The sequence below is a fragment of the Pseudomonas sp. H1_F01 genome (assembly GCF_054681425.1).
Window position 1 is genome coordinate 4,372,885 of sequence record NZ_CP162823.1, and the last position, 15,832, is coordinate 4,388,716.

The 15,832-nt window shown below is 57.5% G+C and carries 21 protein-coding genes; 19 read left to right on the forward strand and 2 right to left on the reverse strand.

The window, feature by feature from the left end:
* Positions 1-125: 125 nt before the first annotated feature.
* The 4 genes from AB4O09_RS19665 (at position 126) to AB4O09_RS19680 (ending at position 4,053) form a co-directional block, all read left to right on the forward strand.
* A complete protein-coding gene (locus AB4O09_RS19665) occupies positions 126-881 on the forward strand; it encodes a PFL_4669 family integrating conjugative element protein (RefSeq protein WP_027912500.1) in 756 nt (251 codons plus the stop codon).
* The gene (locus AB4O09_RS19670) at positions 878-1,396 is read left to right on the forward strand and encodes a DUF3158 family protein (RefSeq protein WP_027912501.1); all 519 of its coding nucleotides are present in this window, start codon (positions 878-880) and stop codon (positions 1,394-1,396) included. Before AB4O09_RS19665 ends, AB4O09_RS19670 begins: the two co-directional genes overlap by 4 nt.
* Positions 1,393-1,863: a single-stranded DNA-binding protein gene (locus AB4O09_RS19675; protein ID WP_027912502.1), complete on the forward strand. Its 471-nt coding sequence runs from the start codon at positions 1,393-1,395 to the stop codon at positions 1,861-1,863. The genes AB4O09_RS19670 and AB4O09_RS19675 overlap by 4 nt, the downstream gene beginning before the upstream one ends.
* A gap of 222 nt (positions 1,864-2,085) precedes the next feature.
* The gene (locus AB4O09_RS19680; RefSeq protein ID WP_027912503.1) at positions 2,086-4,053 is read left to right on the forward strand and encodes a DNA topoisomerase III; all 1,968 of its coding nucleotides are present in this window, start codon (positions 2,086-2,088) and stop codon (positions 4,051-4,053) included.
* Positions 4,054-4,096: 43 nt separating this feature from the next.
* On the opposite strand, the gene AB4O09_RS19685 is transcribed toward AB4O09_RS19680, so the two are convergent.
* Positions 4,097-4,354, reverse strand: a complete 258-nt coding sequence (locus AB4O09_RS19685) for a hypothetical protein (RefSeq protein WP_027912504.1) — start codon at positions 4,352-4,354, stop codon at positions 4,097-4,099.
* A gap of 208 nt (positions 4,355-4,562) precedes the next feature.
* On the opposite strand from AB4O09_RS19685, the gene AB4O09_RS19690 reads away from it, so the two are divergent.
* The 12 genes from AB4O09_RS19690 (at position 4,563) to AB4O09_RS19745 (ending at position 14,097) form a co-directional block, all read left to right on the forward strand.
* Positions 4,563-4,904, forward strand: coding sequence for a helix-turn-helix domain-containing protein (locus AB4O09_RS19690; protein WP_027912505.1), 342 nt, complete (start codon positions 4,563-4,565; stop codon positions 4,902-4,904).
* Between the two features lie 868 nt (positions 4,905-5,772).
* The gene (locus AB4O09_RS19695) at positions 5,773-6,354 is read left to right on the forward strand and encodes an STY4534 family ICE replication protein (RefSeq protein ID WP_027912506.1); all 582 of its coding nucleotides are present in this window, start codon (positions 5,773-5,775) and stop codon (positions 6,352-6,354) included.
* Between the two features lie 72 nt (positions 6,355-6,426).
* On the forward strand, positions 6,427-6,684 hold the full coding sequence (locus tag AB4O09_RS19700; RefSeq protein WP_027912507.1) for a hypothetical protein: 258 nt from the start codon (positions 6,427-6,429) through the stop codon (positions 6,682-6,684).
* 100 nt (positions 6,685-6,784) lie between these two features.
* Entirely contained in the window at positions 6,785-7,279 is a 495-nt protein-coding gene (gene radC / locus AB4O09_RS19705) for a RadC family protein (RefSeq protein ID WP_027912508.1), read from the forward strand.
* Positions 7,280-7,332: 53 nt separating this feature from the next.
* The gene (locus AB4O09_RS19710) at positions 7,333-8,097 is read left to right on the forward strand and encodes a DUF5983 family protein (RefSeq protein ID WP_460107376.1); all 765 of its coding nucleotides are present in this window, start codon (positions 7,333-7,335) and stop codon (positions 8,095-8,097) included.
* Positions 8,098-8,186: 89 nt separating this feature from the next.
* Positions 8,187-8,729 carry a PFGI-1 class ICE element type IV pilus protein PilL2 gene (pilL2, locus tag AB4O09_RS19715; RefSeq protein ID WP_027912510.1) on the forward strand — a complete coding sequence of 181 codons (543 nt, stop codon included), beginning with the start codon at positions 8,187-8,189 and terminating at the stop codon, positions 8,727-8,729.
* A complete protein-coding gene (locus AB4O09_RS19720) occupies positions 8,726-9,397 on the forward strand; it encodes a chemotaxis protein (protein ID WP_027912511.1) in 672 nt (223 codons plus the stop codon). Before pilL2 ends, AB4O09_RS19720 begins: the two co-directional genes overlap by 4 nt.
* 9 nt (positions 9,398-9,406) lie before the next feature.
* On the forward strand, positions 9,407-10,126 hold the full coding sequence (locus tag AB4O09_RS19725) for a TIGR03759 family integrating conjugative element protein (RefSeq protein WP_027912512.1): 720 nt from the start codon (positions 9,407-9,409) through the stop codon (positions 10,124-10,126).
* Positions 10,108-10,656 carry a lysozyme family protein gene (locus tag AB4O09_RS19730; protein WP_027912513.1) on the forward strand — a complete coding sequence of 183 codons (549 nt, stop codon included), beginning with the start codon at positions 10,108-10,110 and terminating at the stop codon, positions 10,654-10,656. Before AB4O09_RS19725 ends, AB4O09_RS19730 begins: the two co-directional genes overlap by 19 nt.
* The gene (locus AB4O09_RS19735; RefSeq protein ID WP_027912514.1) at positions 10,653-11,168 is read left to right on the forward strand and encodes an integrating conjugative element protein; all 516 of its coding nucleotides are present in this window, start codon (positions 10,653-10,655) and stop codon (positions 11,166-11,168) included. Before AB4O09_RS19730 ends, AB4O09_RS19735 begins: the two co-directional genes overlap by 4 nt.
* 9 nt (positions 11,169-11,177) lie before the next feature.
* Positions 11,178-13,283 carry a type IV conjugative transfer system coupling protein TraD gene (gene traD / locus AB4O09_RS19740; protein WP_027912515.1) on the forward strand — a complete coding sequence of 702 codons (2,106 nt, stop codon included), beginning with the start codon at positions 11,178-11,180 and terminating at the stop codon, positions 13,281-13,283.
* A gap of 82 nt (positions 13,284-13,365) precedes the next feature.
* A complete protein-coding gene (locus AB4O09_RS19745; protein WP_027912516.1) occupies positions 13,366-14,097 on the forward strand; it encodes a TIGR03747 family integrating conjugative element membrane protein in 732 nt (243 codons plus the stop codon).
* A gap of 94 nt (positions 14,098-14,191) precedes the next feature.
* Here the strand turns inward: AB4O09_RS19745 and AB4O09_RS19750 are convergent, their stop codons facing one another.
* Positions 14,192-14,563 carry a histone-like nucleoid-structuring protein, MvaT/MvaU family gene (locus tag AB4O09_RS19750; protein ID WP_027912517.1) on the reverse strand — a complete coding sequence of 124 codons (372 nt, stop codon included), beginning with the start codon at positions 14,561-14,563 and terminating at the stop codon, positions 14,192-14,194.
* A gap of 304 nt (positions 14,564-14,867) precedes the next feature.
* Here AB4O09_RS19750 and AB4O09_RS19755 point away from each other — a divergent pair, with 304 nt between their 5' ends.
* From AB4O09_RS19755 to AB4O09_RS19765, 3 genes are read left to right on the forward strand one after another with little or no spacing between them, the layout of a single operon-like run.
* Positions 14,868-15,200, forward strand: coding sequence for an integrative conjugative element protein, RAQPRD family (locus AB4O09_RS19755; protein WP_027912518.1), 333 nt, complete (start codon positions 14,868-14,870; stop codon positions 15,198-15,200).
* Positions 15,197-15,436: a TIGR03758 family integrating conjugative element protein gene (locus AB4O09_RS19760; protein ID WP_027912519.1), complete on the forward strand. Its 240-nt coding sequence runs from the start codon at positions 15,197-15,199 to the stop codon at positions 15,434-15,436. Before AB4O09_RS19755 ends, AB4O09_RS19760 begins: the two co-directional genes overlap by 4 nt.
* Positions 15,437-15,453: 17 nt before the next feature.
* Positions 15,454-15,825 carry a TIGR03745 family integrating conjugative element membrane protein gene (locus AB4O09_RS19765; protein WP_027912520.1) on the forward strand — a complete coding sequence of 124 codons (372 nt, stop codon included), beginning with the start codon at positions 15,454-15,456 and terminating at the stop codon, positions 15,823-15,825.
* Positions 15,826-15,832 lie beyond the last annotated feature (7 nt).

Genomic DNA, 15,832 nt, shown 5'->3' on the forward strand with positions numbered 1-15,832 from the left:
ACTGACGAGCGTCTCGAAAATCAACCGTCTCGAACCAAATCGAACACACAGCATTCAGCTTTTCGGATGTCCTTTACCTTCGTCTGTCGCAACGTCCCCGTCCAAGCCTATGCGAGGACGACACCGTGGCCGATCACTATCAGCTCAACCTTGGCTCATTGCGCAGCAGCATCACCCTGACACTGCACACCCACCATGCCGCCCGAATCTGGCAAGGTCGAACCGCACGCGAAGGCGTCCACTCGATCATGGGCATGGCGGGCTACATCAGCGTCACTAACCTGATCAAACAGGCCGCAGCGCAGGACGATCCTTATGCCGACTGGGCGATCGTGCAGCTCGAAGAAAAATTGATGCAGGCCAAGGCTGGGATGGTGGAGCTGACCCAGCAGTTGGACCGGATCAGACAAGAGCTGCCGACGCAGATCGACATGGGCGACAACCTCAATATCCACCCCGTCACCTTACCCTTGTACATCGGCAGCCAACTGGGGTTTCTCGCCGTCTACCTGCTGACTGACTACGACACCCTGGTACGGCATACCCTGTTGGCCCATCACACCGCCTTGATCGGTCGTAGGGACATGGAAGCTTGGATCGACGACGGTGCTCATCTGCTGCGCAGCTTGTTTGGCCAGGCGCAGCGTTATCGGCATGCCGGCGTCACCCGTGATGATATGGCGGCGAATAACGCTCGTGCTCTGGCGGCTATGGAGAAGTTTGGATTACCCCCTATGGACATCCTTGAGGGGCATCGCCGCTCCCAGTTCGCGCCACCCATCGTTCGTCATGGTGCTGTGGCGGTGGATGACGCTGGCGCGTTGGCGGAGAACGCGGTAGAGCCATCTGCGACAGTCGATGAGCCGGAGGACGAAGCATGAAGCCCAATATCTCGACTCAGCTAATCCCCCTCGAAACACTCACATCGGATGCCTATCGACAGCTTGAACACGCTGCCTCCCTAAAAGGCCTTTTAAAACCGTTTAAGGGTAAGGGGGAGCTGGACTACCTGGCGCAGGTGGCGAGGGAAATCGAGGCGCAGTTATGTCGCCTGATGGAGGCTGTGGCGCAGCAGGCCGGACAGCCCCCTTACTCACTGCTGGATGTTCGATTGGTGCTGCAGAACACCAGTGCGGGCAGCACCTTTTTGCGTTGGCGCACCCGAGACTTCGGCCGTATGGGGGTTGCGGTTTGGGAACGTCAGGCCTCCAACAAAGCCCTGCCGCACTCCGTACGAGAGGGATTGCACCGTTTCGAATGCGAACGCATTGCACTGAACTTGCAGATGAGCGTGGTGCATTCGCTTTACCGTCAGGCTTCAACCTGCGCGATCAAAATGGCCAGCGCCGAACGGCTACTGCGCCAGTTCACACCAGCAGCGGAGATATCACGATGAGTACTTTTTTCGTCGGCGAAGGCAACATCGGCAGTGCGCCAGAGTTCCAGGAGTTCCCATCAGGCAATGACGAGCCACGGCGTTTGCTGCGCCTGAATGTGTACTTCGACAACCCTGTGCCACGCGATGGCAGCTATGAGGATCGAGGCGGCTATTGGGCGCCGGTCGAGCTCTGGCACCGCGAGGCTGAACACTGGAGCACGCTGTACCAGAAAGGCATGCGCGTGTTGGTAGAGGGCCGCACCGTGCGCGATGAGTGGGAGGACAGTGAAGATAATGCGCGGGTCACCTTCAAGATCGAGGCGCGTCGTGTCGGCATCCTGCCTCATCGCGTGCAGAACGTGGTCATGCGGGATCGCTCAAGTGAATCAGCCTCGTCTGCGGCTCCCGTCGGGCAGACTACAGACCAGGCCAGCTCGCCTGCGTCGAAGTCCAAAAAGCGCAGAGGGCAGCCACCATCGGCATGACTGACTTGAGGCATAAAAATTGCGCCTTTGCGCGAAGTTCCTGGCCTGTCATTACTAGCTGCTCGTGAAGCACTGTCGTCCACGTGACTACAAGGTAGTAGCCTCGCCCCCAATCAAGACTGCCCTCACCGACTAATATGAGGGACCTGCCATTCAGGTTTCTCATAGCTCGCCACTGCTGTTTCCAACAACGCTGCTCCGAACTCAACCCGGAGCAGTTCTATGCGTCTTTTTCTCTGCGAGAAACCCTCCCAAGGACGTGACATTGCCAAGGTTCTCGGAGCCAGCCGACGTGGCGATGGTTGCTTGATCGGACGCGAGGCAACCGTCACCTGGTGTATCGGTCACCTGCTGGAAACGGCCCCACCTGAAGCCTATGGCGATCAGTACAAAACCTGGTCGTTGGATCATCTACCGATCATCCCCGCGCAGTGGAGGGTTGAGGTCAAACCCAAGACTGTCGCGCAGTTCAAAGTCATCAAACACCTGCTCAGCGAAGCTACCACCGTCGTCATCGCCACCGACGCCGATCGCGAAGGTGAAATGATTGCCCGCGAGTTACTGGAGCTCTGCAACTATCGTGGTTCTGTTGAGCGCCTCTGGTTATCCGCACTCAACGAGGCGTCGATTCGCAAAGCACTGTCCTCGCTGAAGTATAGTCAGGAGACCTTCCCGCTCTATCACTCAGCCCTCGCCCGCAGCCGCGCCGATTGGCTGATTGGTATGAATCTCAGTCGTTTGTTTACCCTCCTAGGACGGCGGGCGGGCTATGACGGCGTGCTGTCGGTTGGACGCGTCCAAACGCCCACTTTGCGCTTGGTGGTTGAACGAGACCGCGCGATTGCCAGCTTCGTCTCTGTGCCGTACTGGGTGGTGGAGGTGCACATGTCTTCAATGGGGCAACCCTTCATCGCATCGTGGATACCGCCAAGCTCAAGACGTGACGAAGCCGGTCGCTGCCTGCAGCAGGCGCTCGCCAGTCAAGCCGTCCAAGCGCTTTCTGGCAGCAAGACCGCCACCGTAGTCTCGCTGCAGACTGAGCATTTGCGCGAAGCGCCACCCCTGCCCTTCGACCTAAGCACACTGCAAGAAGTCTGTTCACGCAAGTTGGGACTCGGCGCTCAGGAAACACTGAACATCGCCCAAGCCTTGTATGAAACCCACAAAGCCACCAGCTATCCGCGCAGCGATTGCCGTTATTTGCCAGAGAGTATGTTCAACGAGGTAGCCGCAGTATTCGATGCCCTGTTCAGAATGGATCCCGCATTGCGCCCAGCGCTCGCAAGCGTCGATCAATCATTGCGCTCACGAGCATGGAACGATGCCAAGATCACCGCGCACCACGCCATCATCCCCACCACCGAGCCGGCGAACCTTGGGCGGATGTCTGAACAAGAGCGCCAAGTCTACGAGCTAATTCGTAGCCACTACCTCGCGCAATTTCTGCCGCATCACGAGTTTGATCGAACCCAGGTCGAACTGGAGTGTGGCGAAGAACGGTTAACCGCTGTTGGCAAACAGATCCTGTTTTTGGGCTGGAAAGGCTTACTCTCCGACAACCCCGAAGACGATGAAGCCGGTCAAAAGACCCAGGTGTTGCCCGCCCTACAACAGGGTAGCCAGTGCGCAGTGGACGACGTCGAACTCAAGTCCATGCGCACCGCTGCGCCCAAACCGCTCACCGAGGGCGATCTGATTAAGGCGATGAAAAACGTCGCCAAGCTGGTCAACGACCCACGCCTGAAGCAGAAACTTCGGGACACCACCGGTATCGGCACAGAAGCCACGCGAGCCGGCATTATCAAAGGGTTGATTGATCGCGGTTACTTGCTGAAGAAAAAACGTGCCTTAACGGCCTCCGCAGCGGCCCATACCCTGATCGAAGCGGTACCCGCTGCAGTCGCGGATCCGGGTATGACAGCAATCTGGGAGCAAGCTCTGGATGAAATCGAAGCAGGACGTCTGACCTTGGATGCATTCGTTGCCAAGCAGGCAAACTGGATTACGCAGCTGATCGCAAACTGCGGAGCGCTCACTTTGTCGGGACCGGTCGAAGCCGGGCCGGTCTGCCCCCATTGCAGCGCCTCAATGCTCAGGCGAAAGGGGAAATCAGGACCGTTCTGGTCCTGCTCCCACTACCCGGACTGCAAAGGCACCGTGCCGATCAGCAAAGGTACGCGACACCCATGACGCGCCATGGGTGATCACATGAATCTTGGGAGCGATGTGCGGGTCAGTGCATCATCAACGGCGGTTGGTCCTTCTCCAAGTCGTCTAGAGGTCGTCCGATTTCACGGGCCAAGGCGATGCCTGTCGCTATCCATATCTGCCCCAGTTCGTTGAACGCTTTCAGGTGAGCAGGATCTTCGTTAAGCCAATGAACAAGGCTGTCGAAGTGTGCGGGGTTATCAGGGCAATCATGGATCTTGATGAACAGCTCCAGTGTTCGATCCCAGATCAGGTCCATGACGTTCTCGCGCTGCTCATCCATGCTCAACCTTCCTCCCTTTGGCCCTATCAGACCGCTCAGTCTCGCTGGTCACTTCGGCCTCTAATTCCTGGAGGAGTAGATGTCACGTCGCGACAAACAGCTATTTCAGTCAATATAACAACCTTATAAGTTGATACTCAACCGTTAAGGATGTTCATGTCAATGGGTCTTTGCTCAACCATTCGGGTTGAATTGGAGAGCTCATCACTTGGCACATAAACATCCAACCCAAGCCCAAATTGGGCGCATGATCGCGAAGCACCGCACTCAGCGTAATCTGACCCAGGAAGAGGTGGCTGAACGCCTGGGGATCGGCAGCGAAGCCATTTCGCGCCTTGAGCGGGGTGTGGTGGAGCTTTCCGTGGTCAAGCTGATGCAACTGGCGGACATCTTCGACTGCCGGATGGATGAACTGCTGACGGAGTCGAGCAGTCGCCCCAACGACCAGGGCCAGATGATCGCGGGCCTGCTGAGCGGCCTTCAAGAAAGCGATCGTGCCTTTATCCTGACGACCGTCGAACAGCTGGCCGCTCATCTCAGTAGCAAATAACCTCCTCGCCCACTGGCTTGACGTCGTCACACCCACTCTGCTGTAGTGCCTCAGGATCATCGCTACGGCGACCCAAGACCGATTCGCTCCGGGTAGCTCGGTCGGACTCCCTGAGTTCGGAGCCTTCTCTTCTGCGGAATTTCATTCCCGCTTTGTGCTCGACCGGATCAATGTGGCGGATGACCACTGTTGCCTCTGCCAGGCATCAGCGGTCATCCGCTACGGCGATCGCATTCAGTCCCGGAGCCCGCCGGGGAAATACTGGGCACCCTTTGTGCGCGGATGCGTGCCAACATGTTCCGACCCAGGCCACGACAAGGGTCGGTTGGCGAATCATGGCGCAGTTAAATCAAGTTTTGCGAGGAGCTTGTCGACTGCGTCAGAACGCCTAAGGTGGCTTTTCTGTTCCTCGCCTGGCACCCCGCCAGGCCTACTCTTCACTTTCGTCCGTCCAGTGATTGCCACTGAATTCCGGCCATAAAAAATCGGGTTGCGGCGCCTTGACGCTCCCCTGTGACAGGCTTATATAAAGGGTGTGGTTCGCTGTCGTTGACAGCCCAGCCCAGGTAGCTTGAACCTTCAAGGCTACGCCACGCTTGTGGTGGTTTACCCAAGTGCGATCAGCATTCGGAGGCTCGCACGATTACCGCTTCAGCGGTGATGAATGCCCACTACCCTAGGTCCGCAGATATGCTGCGGATTTCTCCTCTGCTGCCCCCCTATTCTCCAGGCGCATCGATCTGATGGTCATCGGCTTGCCGGTGACGAGTCGTTCATCGTTCGCCTTCACCTAACCCATCCTGACGGGGACTCACTTCCCCGTCAGGGGCTGTGCGTCGCCGTTTTCCCTTGAAACAGGAGAACCACCATGGCCCACGCCAACCAATCCCAAGAAGCAACCACTTACTTCAATCTGCACACCGTCGGTATCGGCTACCTCAACCGTGTCCGTGAAGTACAAGTCCGCCGCGGCCAGCCGTTCATGGCCTGCGATATCGCCGCTCTGCATGGTGCCACTGATGCAGTGGAATACACCCGTTTCGACTGCAAAGTCGCGGGAGGCGAAGCTGAACGTTTGATTCGCCTCTATATGGACGCCGTCAAAGCCGAGAAAAAGGTCTTGCTGTCGTTCCGTATCGGCGATCTGTGGATTGACCCATTTCTCTATGAGAAAGGCGATAAACAAGGCCAGCCGGGTGCCAGCCTGAAAGGTCGTCTGCTGTACATCGACTGGATCAAGGTCAACGGCACGTTCGAATACAAAGCGCCTGCCAGGCAGGAGGCAACAGCACCTGCTGAGCCAGCGCCAAACAGTGAGCCATCCCCAACGTCGGCTGATGCCGAAGCTGAGGATACCGACAACCCAACAGAGACCAGGATCAAACCTGAATCTGCATCCACTCCCCGCACGGCCCGCCGTGTTGCCACACGTACTGTTCAGTCCGCCTGAACACAATCCCCGATGTTTTACATCAAGGCGCTCAATCGAGCGCCTTTCTTCAATCCGCACAGGAGAACCCACATGGAATCCTTCTGGCTTTGCGACGATTGCATGTTCGCTGCGGCTTACGAGGACTGCAGCACGTTATCGCTCTATTACACGACGGATGAGGTCGAGGAACGCATCGCCGGTCTCCATCGTGGGCTGGTTCGGCTTATGCCCATCAGTGCCGACTTCGATCCCGAAACTGGCCGTGGAATAAGAACCTTCTCCCCATTGCCCTGCGACGGTTGTGATTCACACCTGCACGGGCAACGCCACCGATTCACTCAGCTGTAAACAACGCGTCATCGGGCAATGCCCGTGACTCTATATCCACCTCGGGGACACCGCTCCCCTCGGGTGTGTACCCCCGGATTGTTCCCTTCGGAGGTACGCCATGAGCACCCAACTCACCCTGATTGAAACCTCGGATGTCGAGGCTGATCGTATCGCCCAGGAAAACCAGCTAATCGACGAAGCGCTGCACATTCTGGATCGTCGGCTGTTCACCCGCGGCCCCAACCTGACGTCACCTGACGCCGTGGCCTCATATCTGAAACTTCATCTTGCGCAACAAGAGCATGAAGTTTTCGGTGTGATTTTTCTCGATGCCCGCCATCGCGTTCTGGCGTTCGAGATCCTCTTTCACGGCAGCATCGATGGCGCCAGTGTTTATCCCCGCCAGGTCGTCAAGCGCTCCCTCGAACATAACGCAGCAGCCGCCATTTTTGTCCACAACCACCCCTCGGGTTGTACGGAACCCAGCCAGGCAGACCGCGTCTTGACCGCACGGTTGAAGGAGGCCTTGGCCTTGATCGAGGTTCACGTACTGGATCACTTCATCGTAGGTGAAGGTCGACCACTTTCTCTTGCCGAATACGGTTGGCTTTAACCCTTACAGGCGCCTTCGGGCGCCTTGTTCATTTTTCATCCTGGAGAATACTCATGAACTCCACTACCGAAACCCCAGACATGCTGGGGGCCTCAAACCCATTCGTTCGCGGCTATGACAATCTATCTATCGAACGGCTGCTACTGATCACCTACGCAAACGACTGCCCTCCCTGCTTTCGCTCCATACACGACTCACAAGCTCATCTACTCGACGATGCGTTAGAACTGTTTCCCTGCATGTTCAATGACGACGCCGCCTTGATCAGCGAAGGCCAATCCATTCCGGATGAATTGGAAGAATGTTTCCAGTCCACCGGGCTGGTGCGGCAAGTAGTCTATGCCGTGACTGGCGAAATGCACGATGAGCGACATCACGTCGGTGACCTGTACTCCCTGGAAGAAGCCCAAGCCATGGTCCATCGCTTGAACTTCGAAACGGGACACTACAGTCGAGCCTGGGAAATCAGTACCGCACACCTCACTGAAGATGCATTGCGCTACTTGGAACACCGAGCTGGCAGTTTCAACACTGGACCAACCGGTCTGCTGTTTGAACCCTTCGCCCTGAGAGACTGCAATGGCTTCGGATGTAAGCTGATCGGCACGCCCTGGACTGACGATAATTTGGTTAAGATCGAGGGCAATCCTTACTCGTCGTTGAGGCAAGAAAAGCTCGACGCCGGTACGCCGGAGGCTTTGGTCAACGTACTGTATCTGGCGGCATTGGCGGATTTGAGGTTGCTGATTTTCGACCCCGACGCTGCCGTCTTGGATGGACTCGCCATTTATGACGAAATAGCAACGCGTTCAACTTAAACACGACCCGTCTTGAATCAACTTACTCACTGAATCGCTCCTTCACCTCATGTCAGGTTCTGCACTGAATCTGACATGAGGTTTTTTCCATGGAGCGTTTTTTCACGCCTGTCTGCCTGCTGGGTTTATTGAGCGCCTGCACGGCGCAGATCCCCACCCCATTGCCGACTAGTCCAGAGAATGCCGGTAGTTCCAATCGGGCCCAGCTTTCGAGGAGTACAGCCGAAGAGAGTCACCCGACAGAGCTCCGCTATGGCCGTTATACGCTGGTCAGCACCGAGCCCACGGCAGAGCAACGTGATCTTCTCGCTCAAATCATCGACGTGAGCATTCCGCCCAACCTGAATCCTTCGGTACAGGAAGCGATGCACTACGTGCTGCAGCGCTCAGGTTATTCGCTCTGCCCTGCTGCCGAACCAGTAAAAATACTGTTTACCCGGCCTCTGCCCGCCGCCCATTACCGGCTCGGCCCGATCTCTTTGCGCAGCGCGCTACAAGTGCTGGCTGGCCCCGCCTGGCAACTCACGATCGATGAGGTTAGCCGTTCGGTCTGCTTCGAACGGCTAAAAAATGATGCTGCCGTCGTGCGGCTCGCACCCAGCGCGGCCCATCAGCCAAAGGCACGCCCATGAAAGCCACGACGTTTCAAACCCTCATTGTCGGCTCACTTTGCCTGGCGGTCTCCGGGCTGAGTGGTGGTTTGTATAACCAGTATCAACGCGTGACCGAGTTGGAAAATGCGAACGCCCAACGCCTACAGACCCTGGATACCCTGCAACGTGATTCAAGCACCCTCTTGGATGCACAGGAGAAGCTGCAGTACGCACTGAAAGACATGAAGCAGATGGTCGATTCCGGTGAGCAACAGGCTAATACCCTCGATCCGATGCTGGATCAATGGGCGCAGGAGATACAGGAACTGCGCGATGGTCTGACAGCCCGTGCTACCGAAGCCGACATGATCGCGCTACGCGCACGACTTGAGCACGTCGAACAGCAACTCCTGGACCTCAAAAGCCAGCCACCACTCCCACCACCGACGCCTTCCTCGGCCAAGCCGAAAAAAACCGCTCAGCCCAAGCCTGCCCCGCTCCTGCCGCCATTTTCAGTGTTGAGCGTCGAGTACCGCGGTGGCGAGCGCTTTCTGGCGGTCGCACCTCCTGACAGCCGCTCGCTCAATGATATCCAGTTGCTGCACAACGGCGAGCAGTTCGGCACATGGCAGCTGAAGGCGCTGGAGCCGAACGCGGCCATCTTCACGGTGCCCACTCAGCCAGACCAGGCCGTGCAACTCCCTTGAGAAACGATCATGAACCGAGCGCTACTGTCCCCCGTCGTCTGTCTCGTTTCATTGCTGAGCACGGGCGCTGCGCTGGGCAACCCCGTCACGACACCGTCACGGACCCAGGACACGCAGTCTGCTCCGCTGGAGCGTTCGCACTCTGAACAGGCGGCAAGCTGGGGTCTGACGGAGCAGGAGTGGACACGCTTCGAACAGATCCAAGCCGGCCCGCGTGGTTACTGGAGCCCGAATCTCGATCCGCTGACTGCACTCGGCGTCGAAGCAGAGAACGACCAAGAGCGTCAGCGCTATGCCGAATTGCAGGTAGCGCTGGAAGCCAAACGTGCCGAGCGCGAATTGGCTTACCAAAACGCCTACACCGCAGCTTGGGCCAAGCTGTTTCCTGGACTGTTGCCGACTCAGGGTATGGCATCCCCGCCCGCTGCTAGCTCACCGGTAGAGCCGCGCCGTGCTCTGTTTGTCGAAGACCATTGCCCTGCGTGCACCGCTGAAGCGCAGCGTCTGCAAAGCAGTGATACAGCGTTCGATATCTACCTGGTGGGCAGCCAAGGTGAGGATGAACATGTTCGTGGCTGGGCCCGGCAAGCAGGCATTGATGCGAGCAAGGTTCAACGCCGGCAAATCACCCTGAACCATGATCGTGGTCGCTGGTTCAGCCTGGGTGCCCCGAGACCGCTACCCGTCAAATTTCAGCAGGTGAATGGACAATGGCAGCGTCTCGACTGATTGCTATTGCGCCCCTGCTGACAGTGCTCGCAGTCCACGCTGACGAGCTTCCGCCTCCGGCTTATCAACTGGCGGCGCATGACGCCAACATCCCTCCTACGGTGCTGTTCGCGATTGCCCTGCAGGAGAGTGGCGCCCGTCTCCGTGGTCGACTGCTGCCCTGGCCCTGGACGCTGAATATTGCTGGCAGCCCTTACCGTTTCGCCAATCGTCAGACCGCATGTCACGCCTTGCTTCAGGCGCTTGCCCGGTATGACGCCAAGCGGGTCGATGCCGGGCTTGGGCAAATCAACCTGGGTTATCACGGACAGCGTTTCTCCAGGCCCTGCGAAGCCCTCGAACCCTACCGCAATCTGGCCGTAACTGCCGCGCTGCTGCAAGAGCATCACGCCGTCACCGGTGATTGGGTGTCAGCTGCTGGCCGATATCACCGTCCGGCAGGAGGAACGCCGGCCGCGCGTTACCGCGCCGGCTTTTCTCAACAACTCGAACGACTGCAGGTTTCCTTTAAACAGGGCACACCACCATGAAGCGAATTCCCAGTGCGTATTACTTCGCCGTGCTCTTGGCTGCGCTCGCCCAGCCGGGACTGTCGTTTGCAGAAGTTCAGCCTGGCGGTTTCACCCGCCCCCAGTTTGAAGCTTCCAGGCCGCCAGTAAACAACAAGACCCAGCCTGCTCGGGCCATACATGCAGACCTATCTGCATTTGCCGATCAAACCTGGATACTGCCCGTGCGCAGCTCTCACTTGAGCCCAGGCCAAATCACAACTCGCACCCTGGACATGCCGGGTTTGCAGCCATTTTTCCTTGTCGGGGAGGATCCCCAATCGTTGGCTTGGCTGCATCAGCGTGCGACTGAACTGCAAGAAATGGGGGCGGCGGGCCTCGCCGTCGAAGTGACCGATACTGAAGCCCTGGCCCGAATTCGAGCAGCCGCGCCGGGCATCACCATCCTGCCGGTCAACGGCAACGACATCGCCTCTCGCCTGCAGATTGAGCACTACCCTGTCTTAATCACAGCCACCTCACTGGAACAGTGAGTCTGGGTCATGGCCGAGCATGCGATGGAGTCCAAACTCCGGCCCGCAGTCGAGCTGTATACCGTGGCGATCTGTGTCGCCGCGGCGGTGTTATGCGTGTATTCGCCCTGGGCCGTGGCGCTATCACCCGAACTCGGTCTGGTTGCGGCTCTGGCCTATGCCCTGTTCGGTTTGATCCGCCTCCGACAAGCCTGGGAGGTGTTGCGCTATCGGCGCAATATCCGCCGGCTGCCTCGCTACGAGCTGACCAGCCGGCAGATTCCGGTAAGCCGTAAGCGCCTGTTCATGGGCCGCGGCTTTCGCTGGACCCGCCTGCACACCCAGCGCTTGGTCGAAGCCCAGGACCCGGCGGTCGCTCACTATGTCGAGCAGCCGACCCGTTACCGCCTGGCACGTGGACTCGAACGACGCCTGGAACATGCGCCGTTTCCGCTCTCGACATTGGCCCAAGTCACGGCTTGGAACAGTGCCTTCAATCCGTTGCGCCCTTTGCCCCCGGTAGGTGGCTCGTCGCTGTTGCATGGGGTCGAGCCCGACGAAATGGAAGTCAGTCTGCCGCTGGGCGAACGGGTCGGGCACACACTGGTGCTGGGTACCACTCGTGTCGGCAAGACGCGACTCGCCGAGGTCTACATCACTCAGGACATTCACCGCGTCGACCATGAGGTGGTCATCGTCTTTGATCCAAAGGGCGACGCCGACCTGCTCAAGCGCATGTACGTCGAAGCCAAACGTGCCGGTCGGGAGAAGGAGTTTTATGTCTTCCATCTGGGCTGGCCAGAAATCTCCGCCCGCTACAACGCCGTGGGACGTTTTGGGCGCATCTCGGAGGTGGCCTCGCGCATTGCCGGGCAGCTCAGTGGTGAAGGTAACTCTGCGGCCTTCCGTGAGTTCGCCTGGCGTTTCGTCAACATCATCGCCCGCGCTCTGATCGAGCTGGGCCGACGTCCGGACTACCTGCAGATCCAACGACATGTGGTCAACATCGACGCACTGTTCATCGAATACGCCCAGCAGTTTTTCGCCAAGACCGACCCGAAGGCGTGGGAAGTGATCGTCCAGCTTGAAGGCAAGCTCACCGAGAAGAACATCCCCCGACACATGGTGGGACGCGAAAAGCGGGTAGTGGCTATCGAGCAATACCTGGCGGCAAAACGGGTATTTGATCCGGTGCTGGACGGATTGCGCTCGGCGGTACGATATGACCGTACTTACTTCGACAAAATCGTTGCCTCGCTACTGCCGCTGCTGGAAAAACTCACCACCGGCAAGACCGCCCAACTACTGGCGCCCAACTACACCGATTTAGATGATCCGCGGCCAATCTTCGACTGGATGCAGATCATCCGAAAACGCGGCATCGTTTATGTCGGTCTGGATGCACTGACCGACGCCGAGGTGGCCGCCGCGGTGGGCAACTCCATGTTCGCCGACTTGGTCTCGGTTGCGGGCCACATCTACAAACATGGCATTGACCACGGCCTGCCCGCATCACGCAGCGGCAGTGACAAGCTCCCGATTAACCTGCATGCCGATGAGTTCAACGAGTTGATGGGTGATGAGTTCATTCCGCTAATCAACAAAGGCGGTGGCGCCGGCATCCAGGTGACGGCCTACACCCAAACCCTCAGTGATATCGAAGCACGCATTGGTAACCGCGCCAAAGCCGGCCAGGTGATTGGTAACTTCAATACCTTGCAGATGCTCCGCGTACGCGAAACCGCCACCGCGGAGCTGCTCACCCAGCAGTTGCCCAAGGTCAACGTGCTAACCAGAACCCTGGTATCGGGTGCAACCGACACCTCCGATCCAGAAGCCAATACCGACTTCACGTCCTCCTCGCAGGACCGCGTCAGTAGCGCCAGCGTGCCGTTGATCGAACCGGCTCACATCGTCAGTTTGCCCAAGGGCCAAATGTTCTCCTTCCACGCCGGTGGCCAGCTCTGGAAAGTCCGCATGCCGTTGCCAAAATCCTCCAACGACGACGCAATGCCCAAGGACCTGCAGGAGCTTACTCAACGGATGCGGGCGGTTTACAACGAGCAGGCGGGGCAATGGTGGAGCGCAAGCGGTGGTGCGCCAACAATTGACTTCGATTTAGACCAGGTGGGGTAATCCTGACTTAGGTTCAAATTCAGCAACCACACCGGAAAGCGCCATGACGGCATTAACTCGGCGGCATGCAATGGAGTGAACGATGGCGACTTCCGCCCAGAACATGCCACCACAACCGATCCAGCGTACCGGACTGATCATCTCGACGATCAGCCTGGTATTGCGCGTCATCGGTTTGCTAATCGCCTCTTTGCTATTCTCGATCCTGATCGAGTTCGCTGGTTTGCTGCTGTTCTGGGGTGATCAGGGCTGGCGGCATAGTCAGGCCATGCTAAACAGTGAGTTAGGCTGGCTCAGCGAGCACTTCAAATGTTCACTGCTCATCCAACAGCCTGGGCCAACGATTATCCAGTGGCTGGATTTAATCAATCAGTGGCTACTGGTCAAAACTGGCTTTGCAGATTTTGCCCAGCAGGCGCGGGTATCGAGCATGGGTAACAGCTTCTGGGGGTGGATCAACCAGCTATACGTGAGCATTGAAGATTTCGTGCTGGCGGCGGTGTATGTGACCTTTACCTTCGTGGTGCGCCTGACCATTCTGGTTCTGGCCACACCCTTGTTTCTGCTGGCCTCTCTCACCGGTTTTATCGATGGCCTGATGCGTCGCGACCTGCGCAAATTTGGTGCTGGACGAGAGAGTAGCTTCGTCTATCACCGCGCTAAACGAGGAGTGATACCGCTATTGCTTGTGCCCTGGATTATCTACCTATCCCTGCCCTTTTCGCTCAATCCTATGGTTGTATTTTTGCCTTGTGCCGTAATGCTTGGCATTACAGTAGCAATCACGGCAACGACATTTAAGAAGTATCTCTGAAGATGGGTGCAGAAGTAGGACCAAGATTCGCACTGAGGATTCAGCACCCTCAGTAGCAAAAAAGGGCCCTTGCAAAGCCCTGATCAAGCCGATCTTACTGAGTACGCCACGACTCTACGACGTCCGCGCCAAACTCGACTTTCCATTCTTTCAACTGGCGATGGTTACCTCCCTTGGTTTGGATCAGCTCACCAGAGTTCGGATTTTTGTAAATTTTTACATCGCGAGCTTTACGAGCTGGCTTTACAGGGGCTGCTATCGGTGCCGAGGAACGACGGCCAGCCTCTGGGTCCAGGATGCTAATGATGTTCTTCAAGCTGAAGCCGTACTCGCCAAGCAATGCCCGCAATTTACTCTCAAACTCCATTTCTTTTTTCAAGCCGGAATCACTTTTCATCGACTCAAGCTCTGCGAGCTGTTCGGCGAGTTGTTGCTCAAGCTTACGAAATTCAGCCAAACGAGACATATGAAAACTTCCTTCAGGTGAGAGTAATGAGAAACGAACATTCCAATGCTAAGCGATGATTCGCTCTTCGTCACCCATACTGCCTTATGCATGAGCCGACCCACTCACTGCCTCATGAAAAACACATCGTTTTTGGACTGAGAGCTGTCTGAGCCTTCTTTTGCGCCGAATCGATTGCCGATGTATGTGCGAGTAAACCTATTCGGTTCTCCTCCGAAAAAGCGATACATCCTACCTCGCGTTTAATGCTGAATAATTCGCCCCCTGACTTGATTCTGCTCCCAGCTCCATACGGGACAGGATCATGTCGACTACCGTCTTTCGCTGCTTACTACTCTCGCTAGCTATCGTTCACGGCAGTAGCTATGCCGACTCGGCTCATGAGCAGGATCAACTCAGCCTTATCCAGCGGCAACTCGACACGCTCGAACGTCTTGCGACGCGAGCTAAGGTAGCCAGCACGGCTGAACCAGACGATCGCTATCGCTTCGACTATCCCCGCCTAGTTCAAGACATCCAGCGCATCCACCAAGGTGTGCGGAGTTACCTATCCCCGTCCCGTGCTCAGCCCCGCGACCCCGATGAGCTGGTCGGCGATTACCGCCTCGACACTCCGATTGCGGAGGCCTCGCCATGAGCATGACTGACGCTCAGATCGCAGCATTCCAAAACGCCACCGGCTTCGCACCGCAGAGCAGTTCGACGCTGTGGCTGTCCCTGGTTCTCGTTCTGGCGTTGCTCTGGTGCGCCTGGGTGATGTGGACGGCTTACCGGGGATGGGCGGCCGGCAGTGTGCGCTTCGGCGCCTTCGGTGGCAGCGCCATGCGCGTGCTGCTCGCATTGTTGGTCCTGATGTTCTTCACCCTGTCCTAATCCAGGAGATCGCCGTCATGCTCAAGTGCCTTGTCCCCCTGAAAAACAACATGCGTGATCGCGCGAGCCAGCGCTTGATTGGTCTGCTGCTGGTGCTCGGTCCAAGCCTGGCTTTTGCCGAACTTCCGACCATGGAAGCTCCTTCACGGGGTGAAGGCTCCGGGTTGATCGAGACGATCAAAAACTACGCCTACGACGGCGGCATCCTGCTTGGTCTGCTGATCGCTCTGCTCGCGTTTCTCGGCGTGGCCTGGCACTCCCTGACCGTCTATGCCGACGTGCAGAACCAGCGCAAGACCTGGAAAGATCTCGGCGCTGTGGTTGGTATCGGAGCGCTATTGGTGGTGATCATCATCTGGTTCCTGACCAAGGCAGCCGCGATTCTGTGAGGTCGAC

Coding starts and splice junctions, on each gene's coding strand:
- AB4O09_RS19670 (WP_027912501.1), top strand. CDS start 878: ATGAAGCCCAATATCTCGACTCAGCTAATCCCCCTCGAAACACTCACA.
- AB4O09_RS19675 (WP_027912502.1), top strand. CDS start 1,393: ATGAGTACTTTTTTCGTCGGCGAAGGCAACATCGGCAGTGCGCCAGAG.
- AB4O09_RS19680 (WP_027912503.1), top strand. CDS start 2,086: ATGCGTCTTTTTCTCTGCGAGAAACCCTCCCAAGGACGTGACATTGCC.
- AB4O09_RS19685 (WP_027912504.1), bottom strand. CDS start 4,354: ATGGATGAGCAGCGCGAGAACGTCATGGACCTGATCTGGGATCGAACA.
- AB4O09_RS19695 (WP_027912506.1), top strand. CDS start 5,773: ATGGCCCACGCCAACCAATCCCAAGAAGCAACCACTTACTTCAATCTG.
- AB4O09_RS19700 (WP_027912507.1), top strand. CDS start 6,427: ATGGAATCCTTCTGGCTTTGCGACGATTGCATGTTCGCTGCGGCTTAC.
- radC (WP_027912508.1), top strand. CDS start 6,785: ATGAGCACCCAACTCACCCTGATTGAAACCTCGGATGTCGAGGCTGAT.
- AB4O09_RS19710 (WP_460107376.1), top strand. CDS start 7,333: ATGAACTCCACTACCGAAACCCCAGACATGCTGGGGGCCTCAAACCCA.
- pilL2 (WP_027912510.1), top strand. CDS start 8,187: ATGGAGCGTTTTTTCACGCCTGTCTGCCTGCTGGGTTTATTGAGCGCC.
- AB4O09_RS19720 (WP_027912511.1), top strand. CDS start 8,726: ATGAAAGCCACGACGTTTCAAACCCTCATTGTCGGCTCACTTTGCCTG.
- AB4O09_RS19725 (WP_027912512.1), top strand. CDS start 9,407: ATGAACCGAGCGCTACTGTCCCCCGTCGTCTGTCTCGTTTCATTGCTG.
- AB4O09_RS19730 (WP_027912513.1), top strand. CDS start 10,108: ATGGCAGCGTCTCGACTGATTGCTATTGCGCCCCTGCTGACAGTGCTC.
- AB4O09_RS19735 (WP_027912514.1), top strand. CDS start 10,653: ATGAAGCGAATTCCCAGTGCGTATTACTTCGCCGTGCTCTTGGCTGCG.
- traD (WP_027912515.1), top strand. CDS start 11,178: ATGGCCGAGCATGCGATGGAGTCCAAACTCCGGCCCGCAGTCGAGCTG.
- AB4O09_RS19745 (WP_027912516.1), top strand. CDS start 13,366: ATGGCGACTTCCGCCCAGAACATGCCACCACAACCGATCCAGCGTACC.
- AB4O09_RS19750 (WP_027912517.1), bottom strand. CDS start 14,563: ATGTCTCGTTTGGCTGAATTTCGTAAGCTTGAGCAACAACTCGCCGAA.
- AB4O09_RS19755 (WP_027912518.1), top strand. CDS start 14,868: ATGTCGACTACCGTCTTTCGCTGCTTACTACTCTCGCTAGCTATCGTT.
- AB4O09_RS19760 (WP_027912519.1), top strand. CDS start 15,197: ATGAGCATGACTGACGCTCAGATCGCAGCATTCCAAAACGCCACCGGC.
- AB4O09_RS19765 (WP_027912520.1), top strand. CDS start 15,454: ATGCTCAAGTGCCTTGTCCCCCTGAAAAACAACATGCGTGATCGCGCG.